This is a genomic window from Streptomyces sp. NPDC000134 (genome assembly GCF_042899225.1).
Lineage (GTDB): Bacteria > Actinomycetota > Actinomycetes > Streptomycetales > Streptomycetaceae > Streptomyces.
In genome coordinates, this window is record NZ_JBIAZN010000014.1 from 16,097 (window position 1) to 38,791 (window position 22,695).

A 22,695-nucleotide genomic window follows, 5' to 3' on the forward strand; every position below is an offset into this window, starting at 1 on the left:
GACCCGTCTGATGCAGAAGCCACCGAGCGAAGAGGCCGCGGACCAGCTCACCGTGACCCCGCCCAAGAAGTGGGCGACGGGCGTGCCCGCGGTCGCGCACGCGCTGGAGTACTCGCTGGAGGAGACCTCGCCGCAGCGCGCCGGGGTGACACTGCTGACCATGAATCAGGTCGGCGGCATCGACTGCCCCGGCTGCGCCTGGGCCGACCCCTCCCCCGGCCACCGGCACCGCAACGAGTACTGCGAGAACGGCGCCAAGCACATCAACGACGAGGCGACCACCCGTCGTATCACCGCCGACTTCTTCCGCACGCACTCCGTGTCCGACCTCGCCCAGTGGTCCGACCAGTGGCTGAACCAGCAGGGCCGGCTGACCGAGCCCATGGTCAAACGGCCCGGTTCGGACCACTACGAGCCCATCTCCTGGCACGACGCCCTCGGGCTGCTCGCCACGGAGCTGCGCGGACTCGACTCGCCCGACGAGGCGGTCTTCTACACCTCGGGCCGGGTCAGCAACGAGGCCGCGTTCCTCCTCCAGCTCTTCGCCCGCGCGTTCGGCACCAACAACCTGCCCGACTGCAGCAACCTGTGCCACGAGTCCAGCGGCTTCGCCCTCCACGAGACCCTGGGCACCGGCAAGGGCACGGTGAGCCTGGAGGACCTGCACCACGCCGACCTGATCTTCGTGGTGGGGCAGAACCCGGGGTCCAACCATCCCCGCCAGCTCTCCGCGCTGGAGCAGGCCAAGCTCAACGGCGCCCGCGTCATCGCGGTCAACCCGCTGCCGGAGGCCGGGCTGCTGCGGTTCAAGAACCCGCAGAAGCCACGCGGCGTCGTCGGACGCGGCGTGCAGATCGCCGACCGGTTCCTGCACATCAAGATCGGCGGCGACCTCGCCCTGTTCCAGGGCCTGAACCGGCTGCTCCTGGAGGCGGAGGACGCCCGTCCGGGCACCGTCCTCGACCATGACTTCATCCGGTCCAGCACCGCCGGTTTCGAGGAGTTCTCCCAGCACGCGCGATCCGTCGCGTGGGAGGACATCGTCAGCGCCACCGGGCTGACCCGCGAGAAGATCGAGTCGATCCGGGACGAGGTGCTGCGCAGCGATCGGGTCATCGTCTGCTGGGCCATGGGCGTGACCCAGCACAAACACGGCGTGCCCACCATCAGGGAGATCGTCAACTTCCTGCTGCTGCGCGGCAACCTCGGCCGGGCCGGAACCGGCGCGTGCCCGGTGCGCGGGCACAGCAATGTGCAGGGCGACCGCACCATGGGCATCTGGGAGCAGATGCCCGACTCCTTCCTGGACGCGCTGCGGGAGGAGTTCGGCTTCGACCCGCCCCGCGCGCACGGGCTGGACTCGGTGAACTCGATCCGCGCCATGCGCGAGGGCCGCATCAAGGTGTTCCTCGGCGTCGCGGGCAACTTCGTGCGGGCCGCCCCCGACAGCGACGTCACCGAGGAGGCCATGCGGCGCTGCCGCCTGACCGCCCACATCTCCACCAAGCTCAACCGGTCGCACACCGTCTGCGGGGAGACCGCCCTCATCCTGCCCACGCTGGGGCGGACCGAGGTGGACATCCAGGCCACCGGTGAGCAGTTCGTCACCGTGGAGGACTCCATGAGCGAGGTGCACGTCTCGCGGGGACGGCTGAAGCCCGCCTCCAGGCTGCTGCTCAGCGAGGTGGCGATCCTGTGCAGGCTGGCCGACCGCACCCTGAAGGGGCGGCCCGCCATCCCCTGGGACGAGTTCGAGGCCGACTACGGGGCGATCCGGGACCGGATCTCCCGGATCGTGGTAGGGCTGCACGACTTCAACCGGCGGGTGGTCCGGCCCGGCGGCATCCGGCTGCCCAACCCGGTCAACGAGGGCGCCTTCCACACGGCCGCGGGCAAGGCCATGTTCACCCGCAACGACTGGCAGGCACCGCGGGCGCCCGAGGGACACCTGCTGCTCCAGACGCTGCGCTCGCACGACCAGTGGAACACCGTGCCGTACACCACCGACGACCGCTACCGGGGCATCCACGGCAGCCGCCGGGTGGTCCTGGTCAACCCGGGCGACATCGAGGACCTCGGGCTGGCCGAGCGGCAGCGGGTGGACCTGGTGAGCGTGTGGTCGGACGGTACGGAGCGCCGCGCGCCGGGCTTCGAGGTGGTGTCGTATCCCAGTGCGCGCGGCTGCGCGGCGGCCTACTACCCCGAGACCAATGTGCTGGTGCCGCTGGACAGCGTGGCCGACTTCAGCAACCAGCCGACCTCGAAGGGCCTGGTGGTCCGGCTGGAACCGGTGGGAGCGGCGGTCGACGCGGTACGACGGTGATCGGACCGGATCGGGCCGCGGCGGGCGGCGCGGTGCGGCGCGGCGCGGTGGTGATCGGACCGGATTGACGTGCGATTTTCGGGTCGACTAGGTTCTTCCGTGTCCGGGAGCAGGTGCCGGCCCGGAGACATGCCCAGCCGGTAGGCCGGCCCCGCGCCGCAAGCCCGGACCGAGTCGCCAGGACCGCCACGGGGTCCGAGGCGGGGACATGTCCTTAGCGGGAGCCCGTACATCATGCGTCGCCATCGTGTCCTTCGCGGTCCGTCCGCCGCCGTGCTCGGCGTCATCGCGCTGCTGCTCACCGCCTGTTCGGGTGCCGCCCCCGACGACTCCCGGGGCGGCGGCGCGGTGACGCCGCCGCCGGCGGGTGCCGGCTTCGACTACCAGCTCGGCGGGCCCTACGCCCCGCCCGACGGGGTGGAGGTCGTCGTCCGGGACCACACCGCGTCGCCCGCCCGGGGCCTCTACAGCGTCTGTTATGTCAACGCGTTCCAGGCCCAGCCGGGCGCGGAGCGGGAGTGGGACACCGATCTGCTCCTCCGCGAGGACGGCGAGGACGGCGAGGACGGCGAGGTCGTCATGGACGAGGACTGGGGCGAGGCCCTGCTCGACATCGGCACCGCCCAGAAGCGCGAGCGGATCGCGGCGCGGGTCTACGGCTGGATCGACGACTGCGCCACCAAGGGCTTCGACGCCGTCGAGCCCGACAACTACGACAGCTACACCCGCGCCCCCGAAGGGCTGCTGAGCGCCGGTGACGCCGAGGAGTTCCTCACGCTGCTCGCCGCGCACGCCCACGACCGGGGCCTGGCCATCGGCCAGAAGAACACCGCCGACCTCGCACCGGACCGTGAGAAGGTCGGCCTCGACTTCGCCGTGGCGGAGGAGTGCGGCCGGTACCGGGAGTGCGGCGCCTACACCGACGCGTTCGGCGATCACGTCCTGGTGATCGAGTACGACGAGCGGGGCCTGGAGCGGGCGTGCGCGGGCTGGGGCGACGACATCAGCGTCGTCCGCCGCGACCTGGACGTCCGGCCCGCCGGACGTCCCGGTTACCTGCGCGAGACCTGCGACGACCTGTGAGAGACGAGCACACCGAGCCGATCCGCGGGTGGATCACGTCAGGGTGTGGAGCAGGTGACGGGCCGTCACTACCGGTACGGGTGGCGGCGCAGGTGGTGCAGGGCGTACTGGGTGGGGTCGAAGGCGGTGAGCTGGCGGCGCCAGGTGTCCCAGTCGGGGCCGACGGTTCCGCGGGCGGCGGCGACGAGGCGGACGAGGGGGAGGTTGCGCTGTTCGCCACCGTGGTCGGCGAGGCCGCGTATCCCGGCGTCGGCGGCGTCGTCCCAGCGCTCCAGCGCGATGTCCGCGACCAGTTCGGTTTCGCAGCCCTCCTCGAAGAGGGCCTCGGCGAAGTGCCGGTCCGCGGGCAGGCCCCGGAAGCCGTAGAACTCGCGGCGGGCGGCCTCGACCTCCTCCAGCGCCTCCGCGTACCGGCGGAGCGCGATCAGCAGCCAGGCGCGGTGGACGTGCGGGGCCCAGGCCCGCTCACCGGTCGCGTCGGTGACGGCCGCCAGCTCCGCGCGCAGGGCGTCCTCGTCGACCGGCAGTCTGCCCCGCCCGCCCGCGTAGAAGGGGGCCACCGGTTCCTCGGCGGGCTCCTGGCCGGCCGCTTCCTCCGGGCCGGTGCCGAGCCGGTTCAGGTGCTCCCGGCCGTAGGCGGCCGGGTCGAACGCGGCGAGTTCCTTCTCGGGGTCCGTCACCTCCTGCCAGACCATGACCGGACCGAGGGTGCCGCGTCCCCAGCGGGCCAGCTCCCGCAGCCGGACGGTCTCCGCGTCCCGGCCGAACAGGTCGATGTACCGGTCGGCCGCCGTGTCCGCCGCCGTCCACTCCCGCTGGGCGATCCGGGCGGCACAGGTCACCAGCGTGGCCTCACGCAGGATGTCGCGGAGCGCGCCGAGCGGGACGGTCCGGCCGGCCGCCTCCAGCCTCGCGGCCTCGGCGGCCCGCACGGCGGCGGCGAACCGGCCCATGGCCAGCAGGAACCAGGCTTCCCGCAGCCTCAGTTCCCCGACGCGCTTTCGTACCGCGTCCAGTCCCCGGCGCAGTTCCTGGTCTTCCATCCCGGCCTCCGCAGCCCGTGTCCGACAAGTCGCCCGCCGTGCCGACACGGCGGGGCCGCGGTCCGATCATGCCTGATCCGCCGCCCCGGCACCGCTACTTCAGGGCGGCGCCGATGATCCGGTCGGTGACCGGACTGGACCCGCTGCTCTTGGCGTCCGTCGAGTTGACCGAGTACACCAGCGTGCGGCTGAGGTCGCGGGTCGCGCCGACGGCGGCGCTGTAGCCGTAGCGGGAGCCGGTCTTGCACCAGAACACCCTGCCCCCGGCCTCGTAGCGCTGGAGCCCGGCGCTGAGCGCGGCGCCGTCGAGGCCCGGCGGGGTCGTGAACATCTCCTCCAACTGCGGTCCGGGCACGATCCGCCCCCGGAACAGGGACGTGATCAGCCGCTCCAGGTCGGCGGTGGTGGAGATCATGTCGCCGGCCGCCCAGCGGTCCGCCTGGTTCCACTCGGTGACGTCGACCAACTCGGTGCTGCCGTCGGCCCGTTGCACCGACTGGTAGCCCCGGTTGTGCGGGCCGCGGAGCCGGGGGTCGGTGCCGGGGAAGTACGTGTGCCGCATGCCGGCCGGGCGCAGCACCAGCCGGGTGGCCTCGGCGGCGTACGGGCGTCCGGTCACCTTCTCGATCAGCAGGCCGAGGACGGTGTAGTTGATGTTCAGGTAGTGCTGGTCGTCCCCCGGGTCGAACTCGGGTCCCTTCGCGATCGCCGAGGCCACCACCTGGCGCGGGGTGAGGGTGTCGAAGCGGTGGGCGTACAGCTCGGCGAAGGTGGTGCCGAGCCCGTCGCCGGGCCGGATGCCGCTGGTGTGGTTGAGCAACTGCCGTACGCTGATCGGCTTGTCCCAGGCGGGGGTGAACACGTCGGGGAGGTAGCCCTGGATGGGCGCGTCCAGGTCGACGCGGCCCTGGGCGGCCAGCCGCAGCACGGTGGCGGCCGTGACGACCTTGGTGGTGGAACCGGCGCGGAAGCGGGCGTCCGGGTCGGCCGCCCGGCCGCTGCGCAGGTCGCGCACGCCCGCGCTGCCGCGCCAGGTGCCGTCGGTGCCGCCGACCCGGACCAGGGCGGCGGTGGCGTCCGCGTCCGGCAGCCCCGCGATCGCGGCACGCAGCGCGTCCGCGTCGGGGCCGTCCGTGCCGGGCCCGTCCGAGCGGTCCGGTGCGGCCGCGGCGGGCGAGGCGGGTGAGGCGGACGGTGCGGCGAGCGCCGGGGCGGCCAGCGGGCCGACGGCGAGGGCCAGGACGAGGGAGGCGGCGAGGACGGGGGTGCGGACGCGCATCTGCTGCTCCAGGGTTTTCCGCGACGGGTGATGTGATCATCCTCCGCCGCCCACCCGGCCCGGGGATCGTCGGCGGGGAGGACCCCGTCCCCTGGTCGGCTCCGGGGCAAGGCCGGTACGGGAGGCGACAGTTGTGCGGGTTCTCCCCTACGTGTCTCCGGCCGCCCCGGGGCCGGTCGCGCGCACGGGCCGTCCTGTGCCGGGCGGGGCCGGGAGAGGGAGACGGACGGCCGCCGTCCCGGGGTCGGCGTCGGACGGCGGCCGTCGGCGCGAGACTCGCGGGGCTCCCCTGTCCGCGACGACTCGCGCTGGACCGTCCTCCCGGCGCGTGGAGCGCGCGAGACGGCGCCCCCCGTCTCCGACGCCGCCGCGAGGACGAGGCCGGAGCCTGTGGATCGTTCGCATGACACGGGCTCCGGCCGGCCTGGGTGATTGCCGTGGCGAGGTCTGGGCCTGTGGCTTGCCGTACGGAATCTCCCTCCTTGTGGAACGAGTAGCCGATTTCGCGCACGGAAAACGCCCGAAGTGGCGAGGCGTGCGGAACAACGGCCGTTCCCGGCAGGCGGGTTGCGGTCACCGGGCGGGGCGCGTGGGACGCCGGGCGGAGCGTGGACAGGCGCGGGGCGCCTGTGACGTCCGTCGATGCCGGGGCGAGCGGGGGACGCCTGGTGCGGGATATGTGCGACCGGGTGCTTCCCCTCGACGGGCCGGAGCACGCCGCCGCGTTCGTGCGCCCCCGCGAGCCTCTCGTGCTTCCCGGGCCCGGCTCCCCGGGGGTTCACCGTCCGGGCGGCGTGGCAAGGCTGGTGTCAGGCCGGAGGCGTGCCCGCCCCACGGGGACGCCGCGGCCGCGCCGCGAAGGACGGAGACGGACCGTATGACCGCTCATCAGACCGCGTCGCTGCTCATCGGCCTCGCCGTCATCGTGCTGCTGGCCAGGTCGCTCGGCGCGCTGGCCCGCCGGCTGGGTCAGCCGGCGGTGATAGGCGAGGTGCTGGCGGGGGTCGCGCTGGGCCCCACCCTGTTCGGGGGCGTGATCTCCGACGTGCTGTTCCCGGACAGCGTGCGCCCGCTGCTGAGCGCGCTGGCCGCGGTCGGGGTCGCGGTGTTCATGTTCATCGTGGGCCTGGAGTGGGACGGCAGCCTGGTACGGGGCAGCGGAAGCCTGGCCGCGTCCGTCTCGCTCAGTTCCATCGTGCTGCCCTTCGGGCTCGGCGCGGTCCTGGCACTGCATCTGATGGAGCGTCATGGCACCGCGGACCGGACGGCGTTCATGCTGTTCATGGGCATCGCGATGTCGATCACGGCCTTCCCGGTACTGGCGCGCATCCTCACCGACCGGGGCATGGCCCGAACCCCGCTCGGGGTGGTCGCGCTGGCCTGCGCCTCCATCGACGACGTGCTCGCCTGGTCCCTGCTCGCCGGCGTGGTGGCCCTCAGCGACGCGGCCGGTCCCGAGCAGTGGCGCATCCTGCTCGCCCTCCCCTATCTGCTGGGGATGCTGTTCGTGCTGCGTCCCCTGCTGCGGCGGTTCGCCGCCCACCGGCACGGTATGCGGCTGACGCCGACCGTGTTCGCCTGTGTGCTCGCCGGGCTGCTGCTCTCCGCCGCCGCCACCGAGTGGCTCGGCCTGCACTACATCTTCGGCGCCTTCCTCTTCGGCGTGGTCCTGCCGCGCGGCGGCACCGAACGTCTGCGCGGCGAGGTGCACAACCGGCTCGGGCAGATGAGCGCCACCCTGCTCCTGCCGGTGTTCTTCCTGGTCACCGGACTTCAGGTGGACCTCTCCGGGCTCGGTGCGGCCGGCCTCGGCGACCTCGCGCTGATCCTCCTGGTGGCGGTCGGCGGCAAGTTCGCCGGCGCGTTCGCCGCCGCCCGGCTGCACCGGATGCCCGGCCGGCCGGCCGCCGCGCTCGCCACCTTGATGAACACCCGCGGCCTGACCGAACTCGTCGTGCTGAACGTGGGCCTCCAACTGCACATCCTGGGCCGGGAGCTGTACTCCCTCATGGTCGTCATGGCGGTGGTGACGACCGCGATGGCGGGCCCGCTGCTCACCTGGCTCCTGGGACACCCGGCCGACACCGACACCGACACCGAGGCCGTCGACACCGACACCGGCGTGCCCGTGACCGGCAAGGCGCCCGAGCGGGCGGCGTAGGCATCGCGCGGAGCAGCGGCGGTTCCCCCGCTCGGCCGGCACCCGGCCCCGGCCCTCCGCCCCCTCACAGCCCGGCCTCCGGCTCCCGCTCCCCCGCCAGGCGCCGGCCGACCCGGGCCGCCGTCTCGCGGAGCCAGATGTGTGCCGCGTCATGGGTGTGCACGGGGTGCCACCACATGGCCTCCCGCAGCGGCACCGCCTCGTACGGCGGCTCCAGTACGCGCACGGCGGCGAGCGGTGCCATGAGGTGGGCGAGGCGGGACTGCACCAGGGCGATGCGCCGGGTGCCGGCCACCAGCAGCGGCAGCAACTGGAAGCTGTCCACGGAGACTTCCACCCGCGGTTCGACGCCCAGCATCCCGAGCTGGCGTACGGCCGGCGCGTCGTAGGTGCGCTGGTAGGTGACCCAGGGCAGCTCGGCCAGGTCGCGCCGGGTGAGCCGCTCGCCGACGCCCGGATGGTCGTCGGCGACGAGGAAGACCCAGCGGTCGCGGTAGAGGTCGGTGGCGGGGAAGCCGCTGATCACCCCGTGCGGCATGAACAGGCCGTCGGTGGCGCTCAGCAGCGCCGAGGTGTCGTCGACCACGGTGGGCGGGGTCTGGGCGAAACGCAGCCGGATACCGGGGGCCTCCGCGTGCACGACCCGGGCGAGTTCGGCGCCGAAGACGGCCACGGCGTAGTCGGAGGCGACCAGCTTGAACTCGCGGCTCTCCCGCGCCGGGTCGAAGTCGGCCTGGCTGGCGAAGAGGCGTTCCAGCAGGTCGTAGGCGGTGGAGGTGCGGTCCAGGAGGACCTGGCCGAGGGCGGTGAGTTCGTAGTGGCCGCCGACCCGGGCCAGCAGGTCGTCGTCGAAGTGGCGGCGCAGCCGGGCGAGCGCCGCGCTCATCGCGGGCTGGCTGAGCCCGACGCGCTGCCCGGCGCGGGTGACGTTGCGTTCCTCCAGCAGGGCGCGGAGCGCGACGACGAGGTTGAGGTCCAGGCGGGCCAGGTTCACCGGGCTTCCCTTTGCTGTAGCTCTCCGACCAGGAATAATCCATCAGGTGGATGGCTGCGATCCACACAATCTATTTCCCTGATCACGGGTGGCGGGTCCAGATTAGTCACACCGCAATCAGGAGGACATGTCCGTGAAACCTGAACCCGTATCCGCGCTCTTCGCCGGATCGTTCGCCCTCGCGACTCTCTCGGCCCCGGACGGGCCGCAGTTTCCCGCCCTCGTCACCCCCGACGCGCGGGTGACCGACCTCCGGGTCGCCCTCGCCGACGACGAGCTGACCGTACGGGGCCTGCTGGAGGACTGGGCGTCGGCCCTGCCGAAGCTGCGGGCGCTGGCCGGTGACGACGGGCCGCGCAGGCCGCTCGCGGAGTTCCGGGTGCACGCCCCGGTCGAGCCCCGGCAGGTGTTCCAGTCGGGGGCGAACTACCGGCAGCATGTCATCGACCTGCATGTCGCGCACCGCGCGCCGGACGACGACCGGCCCGAGGAGGAGCGGCGCGCGGAGGCCGCGCAGATCATGGACCGGCGGGCCACCGAGGACCTGCCGTACGTGTTCATCGGCCTGCCGAGCGCGATCACGGGTCCGTACGACGACGTGGTGCTGCCCGCCTGGGCCGAGAAGCCGGACTGGGAGCTGGAGCTGGCGGCCGTCATCGGCCGGCCCGCGCACCGGGTCTCCGTCGAGGAGGCGCTGGAGTACGTCGCCGGGTACACGATCGCCAACGACCTCACCGACCGGGCGACGGTCTTCCGGCGGGACATGCCGCAGATCGGCACCGACTGGCTGCGCAGCAAGAACGCGCCGGGCTTCACACCGCTGGGCCCGTGGATCGTGCCCACCGAGTCGATCGCCGACACCGGTGACCTGCGGGTCACGCTGAAGCTGAACGGCGAGACCATGCAGGACGAGTCCACCAAGGACATGATCTTCAACGTGGCCCGGATGGTCTCCTACGCCTCAGGGACCGCCCGGCTCCTCCCCGGCGACCTGGTGCTCACCGGCTCCCCGGCCGGCAACGGCATGCACTGGGGCCGGCTGCTGCGCGACGGCGACGTGATGGAGGGCTCGGTCACCGGCCTCGGCACCCAGCGCACCCGCTGTGTCGCGGAGGACGCTTCATGACCCTGGACCGCAACGACCCGGAGGGGTCGATCGCCCGCGCCGCCGAGGCGTACTCCAACTGGGGCCGCTGGGGCGAGGACGACGTGCTGGGCACGCTGAACTTCCTCGACGAGGCCAAGCGCCGCGAGGGCGCCGCCCTGGTGCGGCGGGGGGTCAGCTTCAGCCTGGCCCAGCGGTTCGACATGGACGGGCCGCAGAAGGGCTGGCGGCGGCGGACCAACCCGGTGCACACCATGCTGGACACCGGAGTGGACGCGGCGCTCGGCAACCAGGGCTTCCCGCACGGCATCGGCGGTGCCGACGACGTGATCGCGATGCCGTTGCAGTGCTCCACCCAGTGGGACGGGCTCGGGCACATCTTCGACCACGGCAAGGCGTGGAACGGCCGCCCGGCCGAGCGGGTCGTCACCTCCGAGGGCGACCTGGTCACCGGCATCGAGCACATGGCCCCGCACGTCGCGGGCCGCGGTGTGCTGCTGGACGTGGGCCGGGTGATCGGCGAGGACGGTGAGCTGCCGGACGGGTTCGCCGTCACCGAGGAGCACCTGACGGCGACCGCCGAGGCGCACGGGGTGACCGTGGGCCGCGGTGACCTGGTGCTGGTGCGCACCGGGCAGCTCGCCCGGACCCGCCGCGAGGGCTGGGGCGACTACGCGGGCGGGCCCGCGCCCGGCCTGTCGTTCACCACGGCCGGGTGGCTGCACGGCACCGAGATCGCCGCGATCGCCACCGACACCTGGGGTTTCGAGGTCCGGCCCAACGAGTTCGAGCACGCCTTCCAGCCGCTGCACCAGGTCGCCATCCCCAACATCGGCCTGCTGATCGGCGAGATGTGGGACCTGGACGCGCTCGCCGCGGACTGCGCCGAGGACGGTGTGTACGAGTTCTGGCTGACCGCCGCGCCCCTGCCCATCACCGGCGCGGTCGGCTCGCCCGTCAGCCCCGTCGCCGTCAAGTGACCCGAGGAACAAAGGAGTTCCCCCATGACCGCACCCCGTAGGGTCCTCGTCGTCGGCGGCGGCGCGGCCGGCAACGCGAGCGCGATCCTGCTGCGCCGCGCCGGCCTCGCCGTGGACCTGATCGAGGCCAGGGACGACTGGAACGCCACCGCCGGCTCCGGCATCACCCTCCAGGGCAACGCCCTGCGCGTCCTGCGCGAACTGGGCGTGTGGGACCAGGTGGAGGCGTCCGGCTTCGGCTTCGACGCCGTCGGCATCACCGCCCCCGACGGCACCGTCCTGCACGTCCAGGCCGATCTGCGCACCGGCGGCGACGACCTGCCCGCCACCGTCGGCATGCAGCGCCCGCGGCTCCAGCAGATCCTGATCGACGCGGTACGGGCCGGCGGCGCCGACGTCCGGCTGGGCACCCGCGCCGAGTCCTTCGAGCAGGACGGCGACGGCGTCGACGTGCGCTTCTCCGACGGCACCGAGGGCCGCTACGACCTGGTGATCGCCGCCGACGGCCTCGGCTCGGCCACCCGGGCCGCGATCGGCATCACCGACAGGCCCGAGCCCACCGGCATGGCCATCTGGCGCGTCGCCGCCCCGCGCCCGGCCGGGGTGACCCGCACCGACCTGGCCTACGGCGGGCCCGCCTACATCGCCGGCTACTGCCCCACCAGCGACACCACGCTGTACGCCTACGTCGTCGAGGCCAACCGCGACCGCGCGTCCATCCCGCCGGAGTCGTACGCCGAGGAGATGCGCCGGCTGTCCGGCGCGTACGGCGGGTTCTGGCCGGAGATCACCGAGCACATCACCGACCCGGCGAAGGTCAACTACACCTGGTTCGACCGGCTGCTGGTGGAGGGCTCCTGGCACCGGGGGCGCGTGGTCCTCGTCGGCGACGCCGCGCACTGCTGCCCGCCCACCCTCGCCCAGGGCGCCGCGCTGTCCCTGGAGGACGCCTGGGTGCTGGCCGAGATGCTGACCGGTGCCGAGACCTGGGACGACGCGCTGTTCCAGGCGTACCACGAGCGGCGCGTCGCCCGGGTCCGCCCGGTCGTCGAGGCGTCCGTGCAGGTCGGGCAGTGGCAGCTCGACGGGGTCCGCGACGCCGACGTACCCGGCCTGATGGGCCGCACCATGACGATGCTCAGGGAGCTGCCGTGACCTCACCGACCGTGGACGTGCACGCGCACGTCCTGCTGCCCGAGGTCGAGGCGCTGGTGGCGGAGCTGCCCGGACTCGCCGAGGCGCGGGCGCTGGACGCCCGCCGCAACGGCCCCGAGGCCCTCGCGGTCAGCGGCCCGATGGTCCGCGAGCGGGTCCCGCGGCTGACGGACGTCGCCGTGCGGCTCGCCGCGATGGACGCGCAGGGCGTGGACGTGCAGTTGGTCAGCCCGTCCCCGTCGCACTACCACTACTGGGCGGACGAGGACACGGCCCGGAAGGTGTACCGGCTGGCCAACGAGGCGACCGCCGCGCACTGCGCCGGGGCGCCCGAGCGGCTCAGGGGGCTCGGGCTGGTCCCGCTCCAGCACCCCGGGCTGATGCCGGAGGCGCTCGACCACGCCCTGGCGCAGGGGCTGCTCGGGGTGGAGATCTCCAGCCACGCCCCCGGGCGGGAGCTGTCCGATCCGGCGTACGAGCCGTTCTGGGCGCGGGCCGAGGAGACCGGGGCGATCCTGTTCCTGCACCCCTTCGGGTGCACGCTCGACGAGCGGCTGGACCGGTGGTACCTGTCCAACACCGTCGGCCAGCCCACCGAGAACGCCGTCGCCCTGTCCCACCTGATCTTCTCCGGGGTCCTGGACCGGCACCCCGGGCTGAAGCTGGTCGCGGCGCACGGCGGCGGCTATCTGCCGACCCACATCGGCCGCTCCGACCACGCCTGGTCGGCCCGTCCGGACGCCGGGTCCGGCTGCGCGCACCTGCCCAGCAGCTATCTCAAGCGCCTGTACTTCGACTCCCTCGTCCACGATCCGCACGTGCTGCGGGAGCTGGTCCGGGCCGCCGGCGCCGACCGGGTGCTGCTCGGCTCCGACTTCCCCTTCGACATGGGCACCGAGGACCCGGTCGCCGCACTGCGCGCCGCCCGACTGCCCGAGGCCGACTTCCACGCCGTACGGGGCGGCAACGCCGCCGCCCTCCTGAGGAAGGACTGACACCATGCGTCTGCTCACCCATCTGAGGCACGTCGACCTCGCCGTGCCCGACTACGACAAGCAGCTCGACTTCTACTCCGGCGTCTGGGGCCTGACCAAGGTCGGCGAGGACTCCGGGATCTCCTTCCTGGCCGCCGAGGGCTCCCCCGAGAGTTACGTCGTCCGGCTGCGCAAGGCCGACGAGAAGCGCCTGGACCTGGTCTCCTACGGGGCCGCCTGCGCCGCCGACGTGGACACGCTCGCCGAGCGACTGCTCGCGGGCGGCGTGCAGTTGATCACCCAGCCCGGGAAGGTCGACACCCCCGGCGGGGGGTACGGCTTCCGGTTCTTCGACGTGGACGGCCGCACCATCGAGGTCTCCGCCGACGTCGAGGTACGGCGGCACCGCAAGATCGAGGAGAAGGAGGCCATCCCGGTCAAGCTCTCCCACGTGGTCCTCAACTCCCCCGACCTGAACCGCACCCGCCAGTGGTACGAGCAGCACCTCGGCTTCGCGCTGTCGGACACGCTCAGCTCGCCGCACATGGGCGAGGTCATGCACTTCATGCGGATCAGCAACCAGCACCACTCGATGGCCATCGCCCAGGGCCCGCACACCGCCCTGCACCACATCTCCTTCGAGATGCGCGGCATCGACGAGTACATGCGCGGCTCCGGCCGGGTCATCCGCGCGGGACACAAGAAGATCTGGGGTCCGGGCCGGCACATGGCCGGGGACAACACCTTCACCTACTTCCTCGACCCGCACGGCAACACCGTGGAGTACACCACCGAGCTGGAACTCCTGGACGAGGACACCTGGCACCCGCACGTCTACGACTTCTCCCGGCCCGAGGTCACCGACCAGTGGGGCACCGCAAACCCGATGAACGAACTGATCGCCAAGGAGTCGTTCAACGACCCCGACCGCGGCGTCTTCGTCGCCCCGCCGGTCTGAGCCACCGCCGCCGACGGCCGGGGACCCGCCACCCGCGCGTCCCCGGCTCCCCCCTCACCTTCGCCTCAGGAGTCCCATGCGCTTCGCCGCCTACGAGTACCGGCAACGCCACCAGGTGGCCGTCGTGGAAGCGGACGGCACCCTCTACCCGCTGCCCGGGGTCGCCTCGCTCACCGCGCTGCTCGCGGAGACCGACGGGCTGCCCGGACTGCTCGCCGCCGGCGCGGCGGCTCTGGACGTGCCGCCCGGCCCGCACGTCTCCCAGGTCCGGCTGCTGCCCCCGCTCCAGCCGCCCTCCGTACGGGACTTCGTCACCTTCGAGGAACACGTCGAGGGCGTACGCCGCTCCGTGGACGGCACCGCGGGCGTACCCGAGCAGTGGTACGCGGCGCCCACCTTCTACTTCACCAACCCGCACGCGGTCTACGGTCCCGGCGACGGCATCCCGGTGCCGCCCGGCTCTGCCGTGCTCGACTTCGAGCTGGAGGTGGCCGCCGTCATCGGCCGCGAGGGCCGCGACCTCACCCCCGAGCGGGCCCGCGACCACATCGTCGGCTACACCGTCTTCAACGACTGGTCCGCCCGGGACCTGCAGTCGGCGGAGATGAGGGTCGGCCTCGGCCCCTGCAAGGGCAAGGACACCGCCACCACCCTGGGCCCCCACCTCGTCACGGCCGACGAACTGGAGCCCTTCCGGGACGCCGAGGGACTGCTCAGGCTGGCCCTGACCGCCGAGGTCAACGGCGAGAAGGTCGGCGAGGACCTGCTGTCCCACATGAGCTGGACCTTCGAGGAGATGGTCGCCTACGCCTCGCGCGGCACCCGCGTCGTCCCGGGTGACGTGCTGGGCTCGGGCACCTGCGGCAACGGCGGGTGCCTGGCCGAGCTGTGGGGCCGGCGCGGCGAGCAGACCCCGCCGCCGCTCGTGCCCGGCGACACGGTGACCCTCACCGTCGAGGGCATCGGCACGCTGACCAACACGGTCGTCCCCGGCGTCGAGCCCGTCCCGCTGCCGGCCGGCCGGCGGCATCCCCGGGAGCGGCCGTGAGCGCGCACCCGGGGAGGCTGGCGGGCAAGGTCGTGGTCGTCACCGGCGCGGCCCGCGGCCAGGGCGCGGCCGAGGCGGCGGCGCTCGCCCGCGAGGGCGCCCGGGTCGTCGCCACCGACGTGGACCCGGACGGGGACTGCCGCCGCCTCGACGTCAGCAGCGAGGCCCAGTGGGCGCGGCTCGCCGCCGAACTGCGGGAGACGTACGGGCAGGTGCACGGGCTGGTCAACAATGCCGGGATCACCTGGCGGGCCCGGGTCGGCGAGGTCCGGCCCGAGGACATGGCGCGGGTGCACGCCGTCAACGTCACCGGTCCGCTGCTGGGCATCCAGCATCTGGCGCCGCTGATGCCGGCCGGCGCCTCGGTGGTGAACGTCGGGTCCTCGGCGGCCCTCACCGCGCACTACCCGGTGGCCTACACGACCAGCAAGTGGGCGCTGCGGGGCCTGTCCAAGGCGGCGGCGCTGGAGCTGGGCCCGCGCGGCATCCGGGTGAACACGGTGCACCCCGGCTACATCGAGACCGACATGACCGCCTCCGCCGCCCCGGCGTTCAAGGAGGCCAACGTCCGCGAGACCCCGCTGGGGCGTACCGGCCGGGCCGACGAGGTCGCGCCGCTGGTGGTGTTCCTGCTGTCGGACGAGTCGTCGTTCATCACCGGCGCGGAGATCCCGGTGGACGGCGGGCTGACCGCGCACGGCGGGGTGAAGTCGGTCTCCGACGCGCTGCGCGCGGGGGGTGGCGCGTGAAGAGGCTGGAGGGCAGGGTCGCGCTGATCTCCGGTACCGCCCGGGGCCAGGGCCGGGCCGCGGCCCTGCGGTTCGCGGCGGAGGGCGCGCTGGTGGTCGGCGGCGACCTGCGCCACGAGGAGGCCGTCGAGACCCAGCGGCTGATCGCCCGGGAGGGCGGCACCGCCCTGACGCCGCCCGGTCCGCTGGACGTCACCGACGAGGACTCGGTGCGCGCGTGGGTGACGGAGGCCGCGGCGGCGTTCGACGGCATCGACATCGTGTACGCGAACGCCGGGGCCGTGCGCTTCGGCCCGATCGGCGAACAGCCGTACGCTGACTTCGCGTTCACGATGCGTGCCGAGCTGGACTCGGTGTGGCTGACCGTGCGGGCGGCCTGGCCGCATCTGCTGCGCAGCCGGGGGTGCGTGCTGACCGTCGGCTCGACCGCCGGGCTGACCGGCTCGCTCACCAACGGCCGGAGCGCCCACTCGGCGTCCAAGGGGGCGGTGATCGCGCTCACCCGGCAACTGGCGGCGGAGGGTGCCCCGTACGGTGTCCGCGCCAACTGTGTCAGCCCGGGGATGATCGACACCGAGGGCTCGCGCGGTGATCTGCTCGCCGAGGACCATCCGATGCGCTCCATCGCCCGGCACATTCCCCTGGGCCGGCTCGGCGTCCCCGAGGACGTCGTGAACGCCGCGGTGTTCCTCGTCTCCGACGAGGCCGCCTACGTCACCGGCGCCCATCTGGTCGTCGACGGCGGCTGGTCCGCCGTACTGCCGGGCGCCGACCCCACCGGAAAGGAAACCCGCACGTGAACAAGGTCCGCGACAGCGCCGCCGAGGCGGTCGCCGACATTCCCGACGGGGCCTCGCTCGCCGTCGGCGGCTTCGGTCTCAGCGGGGTGCCCGAGGTGCTGATCCGCGCGCTGTACGAGCAGGGCGCGGCGGGGCTGCGGGTGGTCTCCAACAACTGCGGGGTGGACGGGCGCGGGCTCGGTGTGCTGCTGGCCGCCGGGCGGATCGCCCGGGTGACGGGCTCCTACGTGGGGGAGAACAAGGAGTTCGCCCGCCAGTACCTCAGCGGTGAACTGGAGGTGGAGCTGACCCCGCAGGGCACGCTCGCCGAGAGGCTGCGGGCCGGCGGCGCGGGCATCCCCGCGTTCTACACCCCGGCCGGGGTCGGCACCCAGGTCGCCCGGGGCGGCCTGCCCTGGCGGTACGCGGCCGACGGCAGCGTCGCGGTGGCCTCCCCGCCCAAGGAGACCCGGGAGTTCGGGGGCCGTCCGCACGTCCTGGAGCACGGCATAACCACCGACTTCGCCCTGGTACGGGCCTGGCGCGGCGACCGGCACGGCAACCTCGTGTTCCGCAAGGCCGCCGCCAACTTCAACCCGCCGGCCGCGATGGCGGGCAAGGTCACCGTCGCCGAGGTCGAGGAACTCGTCGAACCGGGCGACCTGGCCCCCGACGCGGTGCACCTGCCGGGCGTCTACGTCCAGCGGGTCGTGGCGCTCAGCGCCGAGCAGGCCGCCGACAAGCAGATCGAGCGCCTCACTGTTTCCACGTCTTCGACACGAGGGACGGTACGTTCCTGATGGCCTGGACCCGCGACCGGATGGCCGCCCGCGCCGCCGCCGAACTCACCGACGGCTCCTACGTCAACCTCGGGATCGGCCTGCCCACCCTGATCCCCGGTCACCTCCCGCCCGGTGTGCGGGTGGTCCTGCACTCCGAGAACGGCATCCTCGGCACCGGCCCCTACCCCGCCGAGGACGAGGCCGACCCGGATCTGATCAACGCCGGGAAGGAGACGGTCACCGTCCTGCCGGGGGCGTCGTTCTTCGACTCGGCGCTGTCCTTCGGGATGATCCGGGGCGGCCACATCGACACCGCCGTGCTGGGCGCCATGCAGGTGTCCGAGCACGGTGACCTGGCCAACTGGATGATCCCCGGCAAGATGGTCAAGGGCATGGGCGGGGCCATGGACCTGGTGCACGGGGCCCGCCGGGTGATCGTCCTGATGGAGCACACCGCCAAGGACGGCAGCCCGAAGATCCTGAAGGAGTGCGCGCTGCCGCTGACCGGCGAGCGGTGCGTGCACCGGATCATCACCGACCTCGGCGTCCTCGACGTCACCGGGGACGGCCTGGTCCTGGTGGAGACCGCCCCGGGGGTCACCGCCGAGGACGTCGCCGCCCGTACCGACGCGGTGGTCCGGCCGGCCACGACCCTCTAGGGGCGGGCGTGCCGGGGCCCGCCCGGTCCTCCGGCGGGAGGTCCGGGCGGGCTTCGGTGGCGGTGCCGTCAGCCGGCGTAGGTCTCGAACTCGGCCACCTGCGGGGTGCCGGTCGAGCCCGTGATCTCGAAGGTGAGCTTCTTCAGCGAGGTCTTGGGGAAGGTGATGGTCCCCGCGCCGTTGCCCGAGGTGAGGACGGTGCCGGTGTCGCCGTTGAGCAGCCTCCAGGAGCCGATCCGGCCGGTGGCGCCCGCCGCCTCCCGGATCTTGGCCGCGGACACGGCCGTGGCGGAGCCCCACTTGACCGAGACCGAGCCGGTGGAGCCGGCCGGCGACCAGTAGGTGCTCAGATCACCGTCGCGGACGTTGCCGTAGCTGGTGCCGCTCGCCTTGCTGGAGCCGTCGGCGCCGGCGGCGAGGCTGAGGTTGGTGCCGGCGGGCTCGCTCGGGCCGGGGGTGCCGGGGTCGGTGGGCGTGGGCGTCCCGGGGTCGGTGGGCGTCGGGGTCGGCGACTGCGGGGAGCAGTTGCCGTCCGAGACCCGCAGCCCCTTGTTGGCGCCCGCCGTCCGGCTCACCACGTCGGGGACGCAGGCCGCCTGGTCGAGGGTGTACGAGTAGGGGATGCTGACCGTGGTGTTGGACTGCGGGTCGGGACCGGCCGGGTTGTTGTCGGTGCCGCGGCTGCTCCAGGTGACGTTGTCGAAGATGTTGCCGCTCACCTGCCAGTAGCCGGCCTCGGAGGTGTAGAAGGTACCGAGGACGTCCTTGGAGTCCTCGAAGTAGTTGTTGTCGACCTTGGCGCGGGCGCCGGCCCGGGAGTTGATGCCGGACTCGTTGAGGCTGACGTAGTGGTTGTTGTAGATGTGCGCGATGCCGCCGCGCAGCAGGGGCGTACGGGAGTCGATGTTCTCGTACAGGTTGTGGTGGAAGGTGACGTAGCCGTTGGAGCGGTCGCTCTCGCTGGAGCCGATCAGGCCGCCGCGGCCGGAGTTGCGCAGGGTGCTGTAGGACAGGGTGACGTACTGGGTGTTGTCCTTCATGTCGAAGAGTCCGTCATAGCCCTCGGACTCCCCGCCGGAGGCCTCCAGGGTGGCGTGGTCGACCCAGACGTTACGGACGTCGCTCTCCATGCCGATGGCGTCGCCGCCGTTGGAGGTGGGCGAGCCGGACTTCTTGACGTTCCGGACGGTCACGTTCTGGATGATGATGTTGCTGGATTCACGGATGTGGATGCCGACTTGGTCGAAGACGGCACCGGCGCCCACGCCGACGATGGTGACGTTGCTGATCTGCTTGAGTTCGATCACCCCGGCGGCGGTGCTGCAACTGGCGCCGGAGACCTTGCTGGTGTTGGCGTGGTTGATGGTGCCCTCGACCTCGATGGTGATCGGGGTGCTGCTGCTGGCCCGGCCGCACAGGGCCTGGTGGATCGCGGTTCCCGTGGTGGCGCGCACGGTCTGGCCGCCCGCGCCGCCGGTGGTGCCGCCGTTCTGGGTCGCGTAACCGGTGGCGCCGCCGACCGCGGCCGATGCCTCGGGCGTCGACGCGACCGCCCCGATCGCGGCGGCGAGGGCCGCCACGGCCGTGACCGCGGACAGCCGTAGAGCGACTGGTCGTCTCATCCTGACGTCTCCTTGCCTGGAATGCGGGTGTGGTGCCGTAGCCGCCCCGTCCCTCCGTCGCCGCCCGCCGCCGGGCCGGACCGCCCGTCGGCCGGCGGGAGCGTGCGTACGAAGGGGTGGGGCGCCGGTGCCGTGGCGGACCTGCCTGGTCCGACCGCGGTGCCGGCCGTGCTCCCCGTTGTGTCGAGGACGTCACCGGCGGAACCGGGCGGGCGGCGCGGCGGATCGTCGTCGCGTACGTCCTTCTGGTTCCGTGGCGCGTCGGTTCCCTTGGGTGACACCCCGCGGTGGATCGGTGGCGGCTCGTGCGGTACGCGGGGGGAAAGCGCTTTCCGCCCCGGAGGATAGAGTGGCGCGCGAGACAGTGGCAAGAGGTTGCGCAGTCATGGATGTGATCGGTCTTCAGCCCGCTGTTCAGACGGTGTTCTTCTCCGGGTCGATCGCGGGCCCCCCGGCCGCCTCACGCCGCCTTCGCCACCTCCGCCGGGGCCGTCCGGAGCGCCCGTCGGGTGGGCAGTTCCACCGTCAGGAAGGACGTGACCGCCACCGTCACGGCGGTCAGCGGCACCAGCCAGGCCGGGCCGGCCGGCCAGGGACGGCCGAGGAAGCCCTGGCCGAGGAAGGCCAGGGGCAGGGCGGAGAGGGCGAGCCCCGCGGCCAGCGCGGCGAGGGTGGTCACCGCCGACTCCCGGCGGGTCATCGCCAGGATCTGCCGGGGCGTCGTCCCGGCCAGGCGGAGCGCCGCTATCTCGGCGCGGCGCTGGGCCGTGGCGGCGACCAGCCGGTTGGCGACGCTGAGCAGCAGATAGCCGATCAGTACCACGACCAGCGCCAGGTTGATCCACACCTCGGGCGGCGTCTGCGGCCCGGCCGTGCCGCCCCGGCCGGTGCCGGTCAGGGCGAGCCCCGGGCGGGCGGCGGCGAACGCGGCCAGCGCGCGCCCGGCGCCGGCCGAACCGTCGGTGCGCACCAGCAGGGCCTGGGCGGCCGGGTCGGCGGTGGTGTGCCCGGCGGCCAGGTCCCGGGAGAGGACCACCGGGCCGAAGCCCAGGCCGCGGGAGTAGACGGCGACGACCCGGGCGGTGACCCGCGCGCCGTCCCCGAGCACCAGCCGCACCCTGCCGCCCGGTTCGGCGCCGCGCGGCCCGGCGACCTCGCTGCTGACGGCGACGGTGTTCCCGGTGAGCCGGTCCAGGCCGCCCTCGCGCACCCCGAGGTCGAGGACGGCCGCCGCCCCCGGCGCGAGGACCGTCGCGGTGACCGCCTCGCTCTCCGTCTCGCCGAACTGCCGGTACGGCCACACCACCGTGGTCGCGGCCACCGGCTCCGCCGCCCGCACCCCCGGCAGCCCGAGCACGGCGGACCGGGTGTCAGCGGGCAGGCCGCCCAGCGCGGGCGCGGTCAGCCGGTGCTGGGCGAGGGTGCCGGTGCGGGTGTCGTCGGTGGCGGCGGCGAGCACCGTGGTCTGCGCGAAGGTGTACGTCAGCACGAACACGACCGCCATCGCCAGCGGACCGACCACCCCCGACAGGCGCTGCGCGTGGGCGCGGACGTTGGACAGGGCGAGCCAGGTCGGGGCCGGTGCCCCGGGCCGCAGTCGCCGTACGGCCGCCGTACCCGCCGCCTTGACCAGGGCGGGGCCGGCCAGGGAGAGGCCGATGGCGGCGATGATGCCCGCGAGGGAGGTGGCGGTGGCGCCGAGCGCGGTACGGACCGACAGCGGTACGACGGAGAGTCCGCTCGCGGCGACGATCAGCAGGGCCCCGGCGCGGGTGCGGGCCCGCGAGGGGACGCGGGGTTCGCCGCGGGACTCGGCGACCGCCTCGGTGGCCGGCATCCGGGAGGTCCGCCAGGCGGCGCAGTGGGCGGAGCACCGCACGGCCGCCGCGGTGAGCAGGACCGTCACCAGGGCCGGGAGGGGGCCGCGGACCAGCGGCAGCCCGGCGGGGAGCACACCGCGGTCGACGAGCGCCTCGCGGAAGGTGTCCGCCAGCAGGTAGCCGAGCGCCAGGCCGGGTGCCAGGACCACGGCGGCGACGACCGTCGACTGGGCGGCGGCCAGTCGCCGGATCTGGCGCGGGGTCGCGCCCACGGCCCGCATCAGCGCCAGGTCGCGGCGCTGCCCGGCGACGGCCACGCCGAGCGCGCCGGCCGTGACGAACCCGGTGATCAGCAGGACGATCCCGGCGAGCGAACCGGCGAGCAGGACGAGCAGCGAGCGTGCCGCGCCGGCGCCCGGCGCCACGGCCTCGCCGCGCCCGCCGCCGGTGCGGACCTGGAGTCCGGTGCCCGCCACCCGGTCACGGACCACCGCCGCGAGGTGTTCCCCGGCGCCGGGCGCGGCGCGCAGGCCGATCAGGTCGACGGTGCCGGCCCGGGACCCGGCGGAGCCGTCCGACCGTCCGGCCAGCCGCAGGGCCGTGCGGTCCGCGAAGTAGACGCCGGCGTACGGGGCGTGGACCACGGCGGTGACCCGGTAGGGCGCGGCGGGACGGCCGGCGACGACGACCGTCACGCGGGCGCCCGCGTCCAGGCCCGCGGTCGCCGGTACGGCGATCTCGTGCGGGCCCGCCGGTGCCCGGCCCTCGATCCGGGCACCGGCGAGGAGCCGGGTGGCGGACCAGGTGTGTCCCGCCGTACCGGGGTCCTCGCCGGCCGGGCGGGGCCGCCCCGAGCGGAGCAGGGCGGCCGGGAAGCCGATGTCCCCGACGGCCGCGCCGACACCGGGCAGTTCGCCCAGCTCGGCCACGAGGCGGGCGGGGACGGTGGCCCGTTCGGGCAGGGCGACGGGGAGGTCTCCGCCGGGCCGGTACCGCTGGTCGGCGGTGACCACGACGTCCGCGCCGCCGAGCCGGCCGGGCGGGAGGTGGGAGCGCAGGCCGGTCTCGGCGAGGACGCCGGTGGCGGTGATCAGCACGGCGCCGCCCAGCACGGCGCAGGCCACGGCGAGCAGGGCGGTGATCCGGTGCGCGGTCATGCGCAGGGCGAGGTGCAGCATGTC

The 22,695-nt window shown here is 73.6% G+C and carries 18 protein-coding genes; 13 read left to right on the forward strand and 5 right to left on the reverse strand.

All coding sequences use genetic code 11. The features are described 5' to 3' along the window. Positions 1-10 precede the first annotated feature (10 nt). The gene (locus ACFY32_RS21560) at positions 11-2,323 is read left to right on the forward strand and encodes an FdhF/YdeP family oxidoreductase (protein ID WP_359195445.1); all 2,313 of its coding nucleotides are present in this window, start codon (positions 11-13) and stop codon (positions 2,321-2,323) included. Positions 2,324-2,557: 234 nt separating this feature from the next. Beyond that, complete coding sequence (locus ACFY32_RS21565; RefSeq protein WP_390674981.1) at positions 2,558-3,406, forward strand: endo alpha-1,4 polygalactosaminidase; 849 nt, start codon at positions 2,558-2,560, stop codon at positions 3,404-3,406. Between the two features lie 68 nt (positions 3,407-3,474). Here ACFY32_RS21565 and ACFY32_RS21570 read toward each other — a convergent pair whose 3' ends face one another. Beyond that, positions 3,475-4,449 carry a hypothetical protein gene (locus ACFY32_RS21570; protein ID WP_390674982.1) on the reverse strand — a complete coding sequence of 325 codons (975 nt, stop codon included), beginning with the start codon at positions 4,447-4,449 and terminating at the stop codon, positions 3,475-3,477. 94 nt (positions 4,450-4,543) lie between these two features. Next, a complete protein-coding gene (locus tag ACFY32_RS21575) occupies positions 4,544-5,728 on the reverse strand; it encodes a serine hydrolase domain-containing protein (RefSeq protein WP_390674983.1) in 1,185 nt (394 codons plus the stop codon). An 877-nt stretch (positions 5,729-6,605) separates the two neighbouring features. Here ACFY32_RS21575 and ACFY32_RS21580 point away from each other — a divergent pair. Continuing rightward, positions 6,606-7,889, forward strand: coding sequence for a cation:proton antiporter (locus ACFY32_RS21580; protein ID WP_390674984.1), 1,284 nt, complete (start codon positions 6,606-6,608; stop codon positions 7,887-7,889). Positions 7,890-7,953: 64 nt separating this feature from the next. On the opposite strand, the gene ACFY32_RS21585 is transcribed toward ACFY32_RS21580, so the two are convergent. Then, the gene (locus tag ACFY32_RS21585) at positions 7,954-8,883 is read right to left on the reverse strand and encodes a LysR family transcriptional regulator (protein ID WP_359195431.1); all 930 of its coding nucleotides are present in this window, start codon (positions 8,881-8,883) and stop codon (positions 7,954-7,956) included. Between the two features lie 127 nt (positions 8,884-9,010). On the opposite strand from ACFY32_RS21585, the gene ACFY32_RS21590 reads away from it, so the two are divergent. From ACFY32_RS21590 to ACFY32_RS21635, 10 genes are all read left to right on the forward strand, one after another. Further along, positions 9,011-10,009 (forward strand): fumarylacetoacetate hydrolase family protein, encoded by a 999-nt coding sequence (locus ACFY32_RS21590; RefSeq protein WP_390674985.1) that lies wholly within the window; start codon positions 9,011-9,013, stop codon positions 10,007-10,009. Next, the gene (locus tag ACFY32_RS21595) at positions 10,006-10,968 is read left to right on the forward strand and encodes a cyclase family protein (RefSeq protein ID WP_390674986.1); all 963 of its coding nucleotides are present in this window, start codon (positions 10,006-10,008) and stop codon (positions 10,966-10,968) included. Before ACFY32_RS21590 ends, ACFY32_RS21595 begins: the two co-directional genes overlap by 4 nt. A 24-nt stretch (positions 10,969-10,992) precedes the next feature. Continuing rightward, the gene (locus ACFY32_RS21600) at positions 10,993-12,123 is read left to right on the forward strand and encodes an FAD-dependent oxidoreductase (RefSeq protein ID WP_390674987.1); all 1,131 of its coding nucleotides are present in this window, start codon (positions 10,993-10,995) and stop codon (positions 12,121-12,123) included. Continuing rightward, a complete protein-coding gene (locus tag ACFY32_RS21605; protein WP_390674988.1) occupies positions 12,120-13,118 on the forward strand; it encodes an amidohydrolase family protein in 999 nt (332 codons plus the stop codon). Before ACFY32_RS21600 ends, ACFY32_RS21605 begins: the two co-directional genes overlap by 4 nt. A 4-nt stretch (positions 13,119-13,122) precedes the next feature. Continuing rightward, positions 13,123-14,055, forward strand: a complete 933-nt coding sequence (locus ACFY32_RS21610; RefSeq protein WP_390674989.1) for a VOC family protein — start codon at positions 13,123-13,125, stop codon at positions 14,053-14,055. Between the two features lie 76 nt (positions 14,056-14,131). Then, on the forward strand, positions 14,132-15,103 hold the full coding sequence (locus ACFY32_RS21615; RefSeq protein ID WP_390674990.1) for a fumarylacetoacetate hydrolase family protein: 972 nt from the start codon (positions 14,132-14,134) through the stop codon (positions 15,101-15,103). Further along, positions 15,100-15,852 carry an SDR family oxidoreductase gene (locus ACFY32_RS21620; protein ID WP_359195411.1) on the forward strand — a complete coding sequence of 251 codons (753 nt, stop codon included), beginning with the start codon at positions 15,100-15,102 and terminating at the stop codon, positions 15,850-15,852. The genes ACFY32_RS21615 and ACFY32_RS21620 overlap by 4 nt, the downstream gene beginning before the upstream one ends. Continuing rightward, a complete protein-coding gene (locus ACFY32_RS21625; RefSeq protein ID WP_390674991.1) occupies positions 15,849-16,652 on the forward strand; it encodes an SDR family NAD(P)-dependent oxidoreductase in 804 nt (267 codons plus the stop codon). Before ACFY32_RS21620 ends, ACFY32_RS21625 begins: the two co-directional genes overlap by 4 nt. Then, positions 16,649-17,431, forward strand: coding sequence for a CoA transferase subunit A (locus ACFY32_RS21630; protein WP_390674992.1), 783 nt, complete (start codon positions 16,649-16,651; stop codon positions 17,429-17,431). Before ACFY32_RS21625 ends, ACFY32_RS21630 begins: the two co-directional genes overlap by 4 nt. Then, positions 17,431-18,072, forward strand: coding sequence for a CoA transferase subunit B (locus ACFY32_RS21635; RefSeq protein WP_359195402.1), 642 nt, complete (start codon positions 17,431-17,433; stop codon positions 18,070-18,072). Before ACFY32_RS21630 ends, ACFY32_RS21635 begins: the two co-directional genes overlap by 1 nt. Positions 18,073-18,140: 68 nt before the next feature. Here the strand turns inward: ACFY32_RS21635 and ACFY32_RS21640 are convergent, their stop codons facing one another. After that, positions 18,141-19,694: a pectate lyase gene (locus ACFY32_RS21640; protein ID WP_359195399.1), complete on the reverse strand. Its 1,554-nt coding sequence runs from the start codon at positions 19,692-19,694 to the stop codon at positions 18,141-18,143. 460 nt (positions 19,695-20,154) lie between these two features. After that, the gene (locus tag ACFY32_RS21645; RefSeq protein ID WP_390674993.1) at positions 20,155-22,692 is read right to left on the reverse strand and encodes an FtsX-like permease family protein; all 2,538 of its coding nucleotides are present in this window, start codon (positions 22,690-22,692) and stop codon (positions 20,155-20,157) included. Positions 22,693-22,695: the final 3 nt, after the last annotated feature.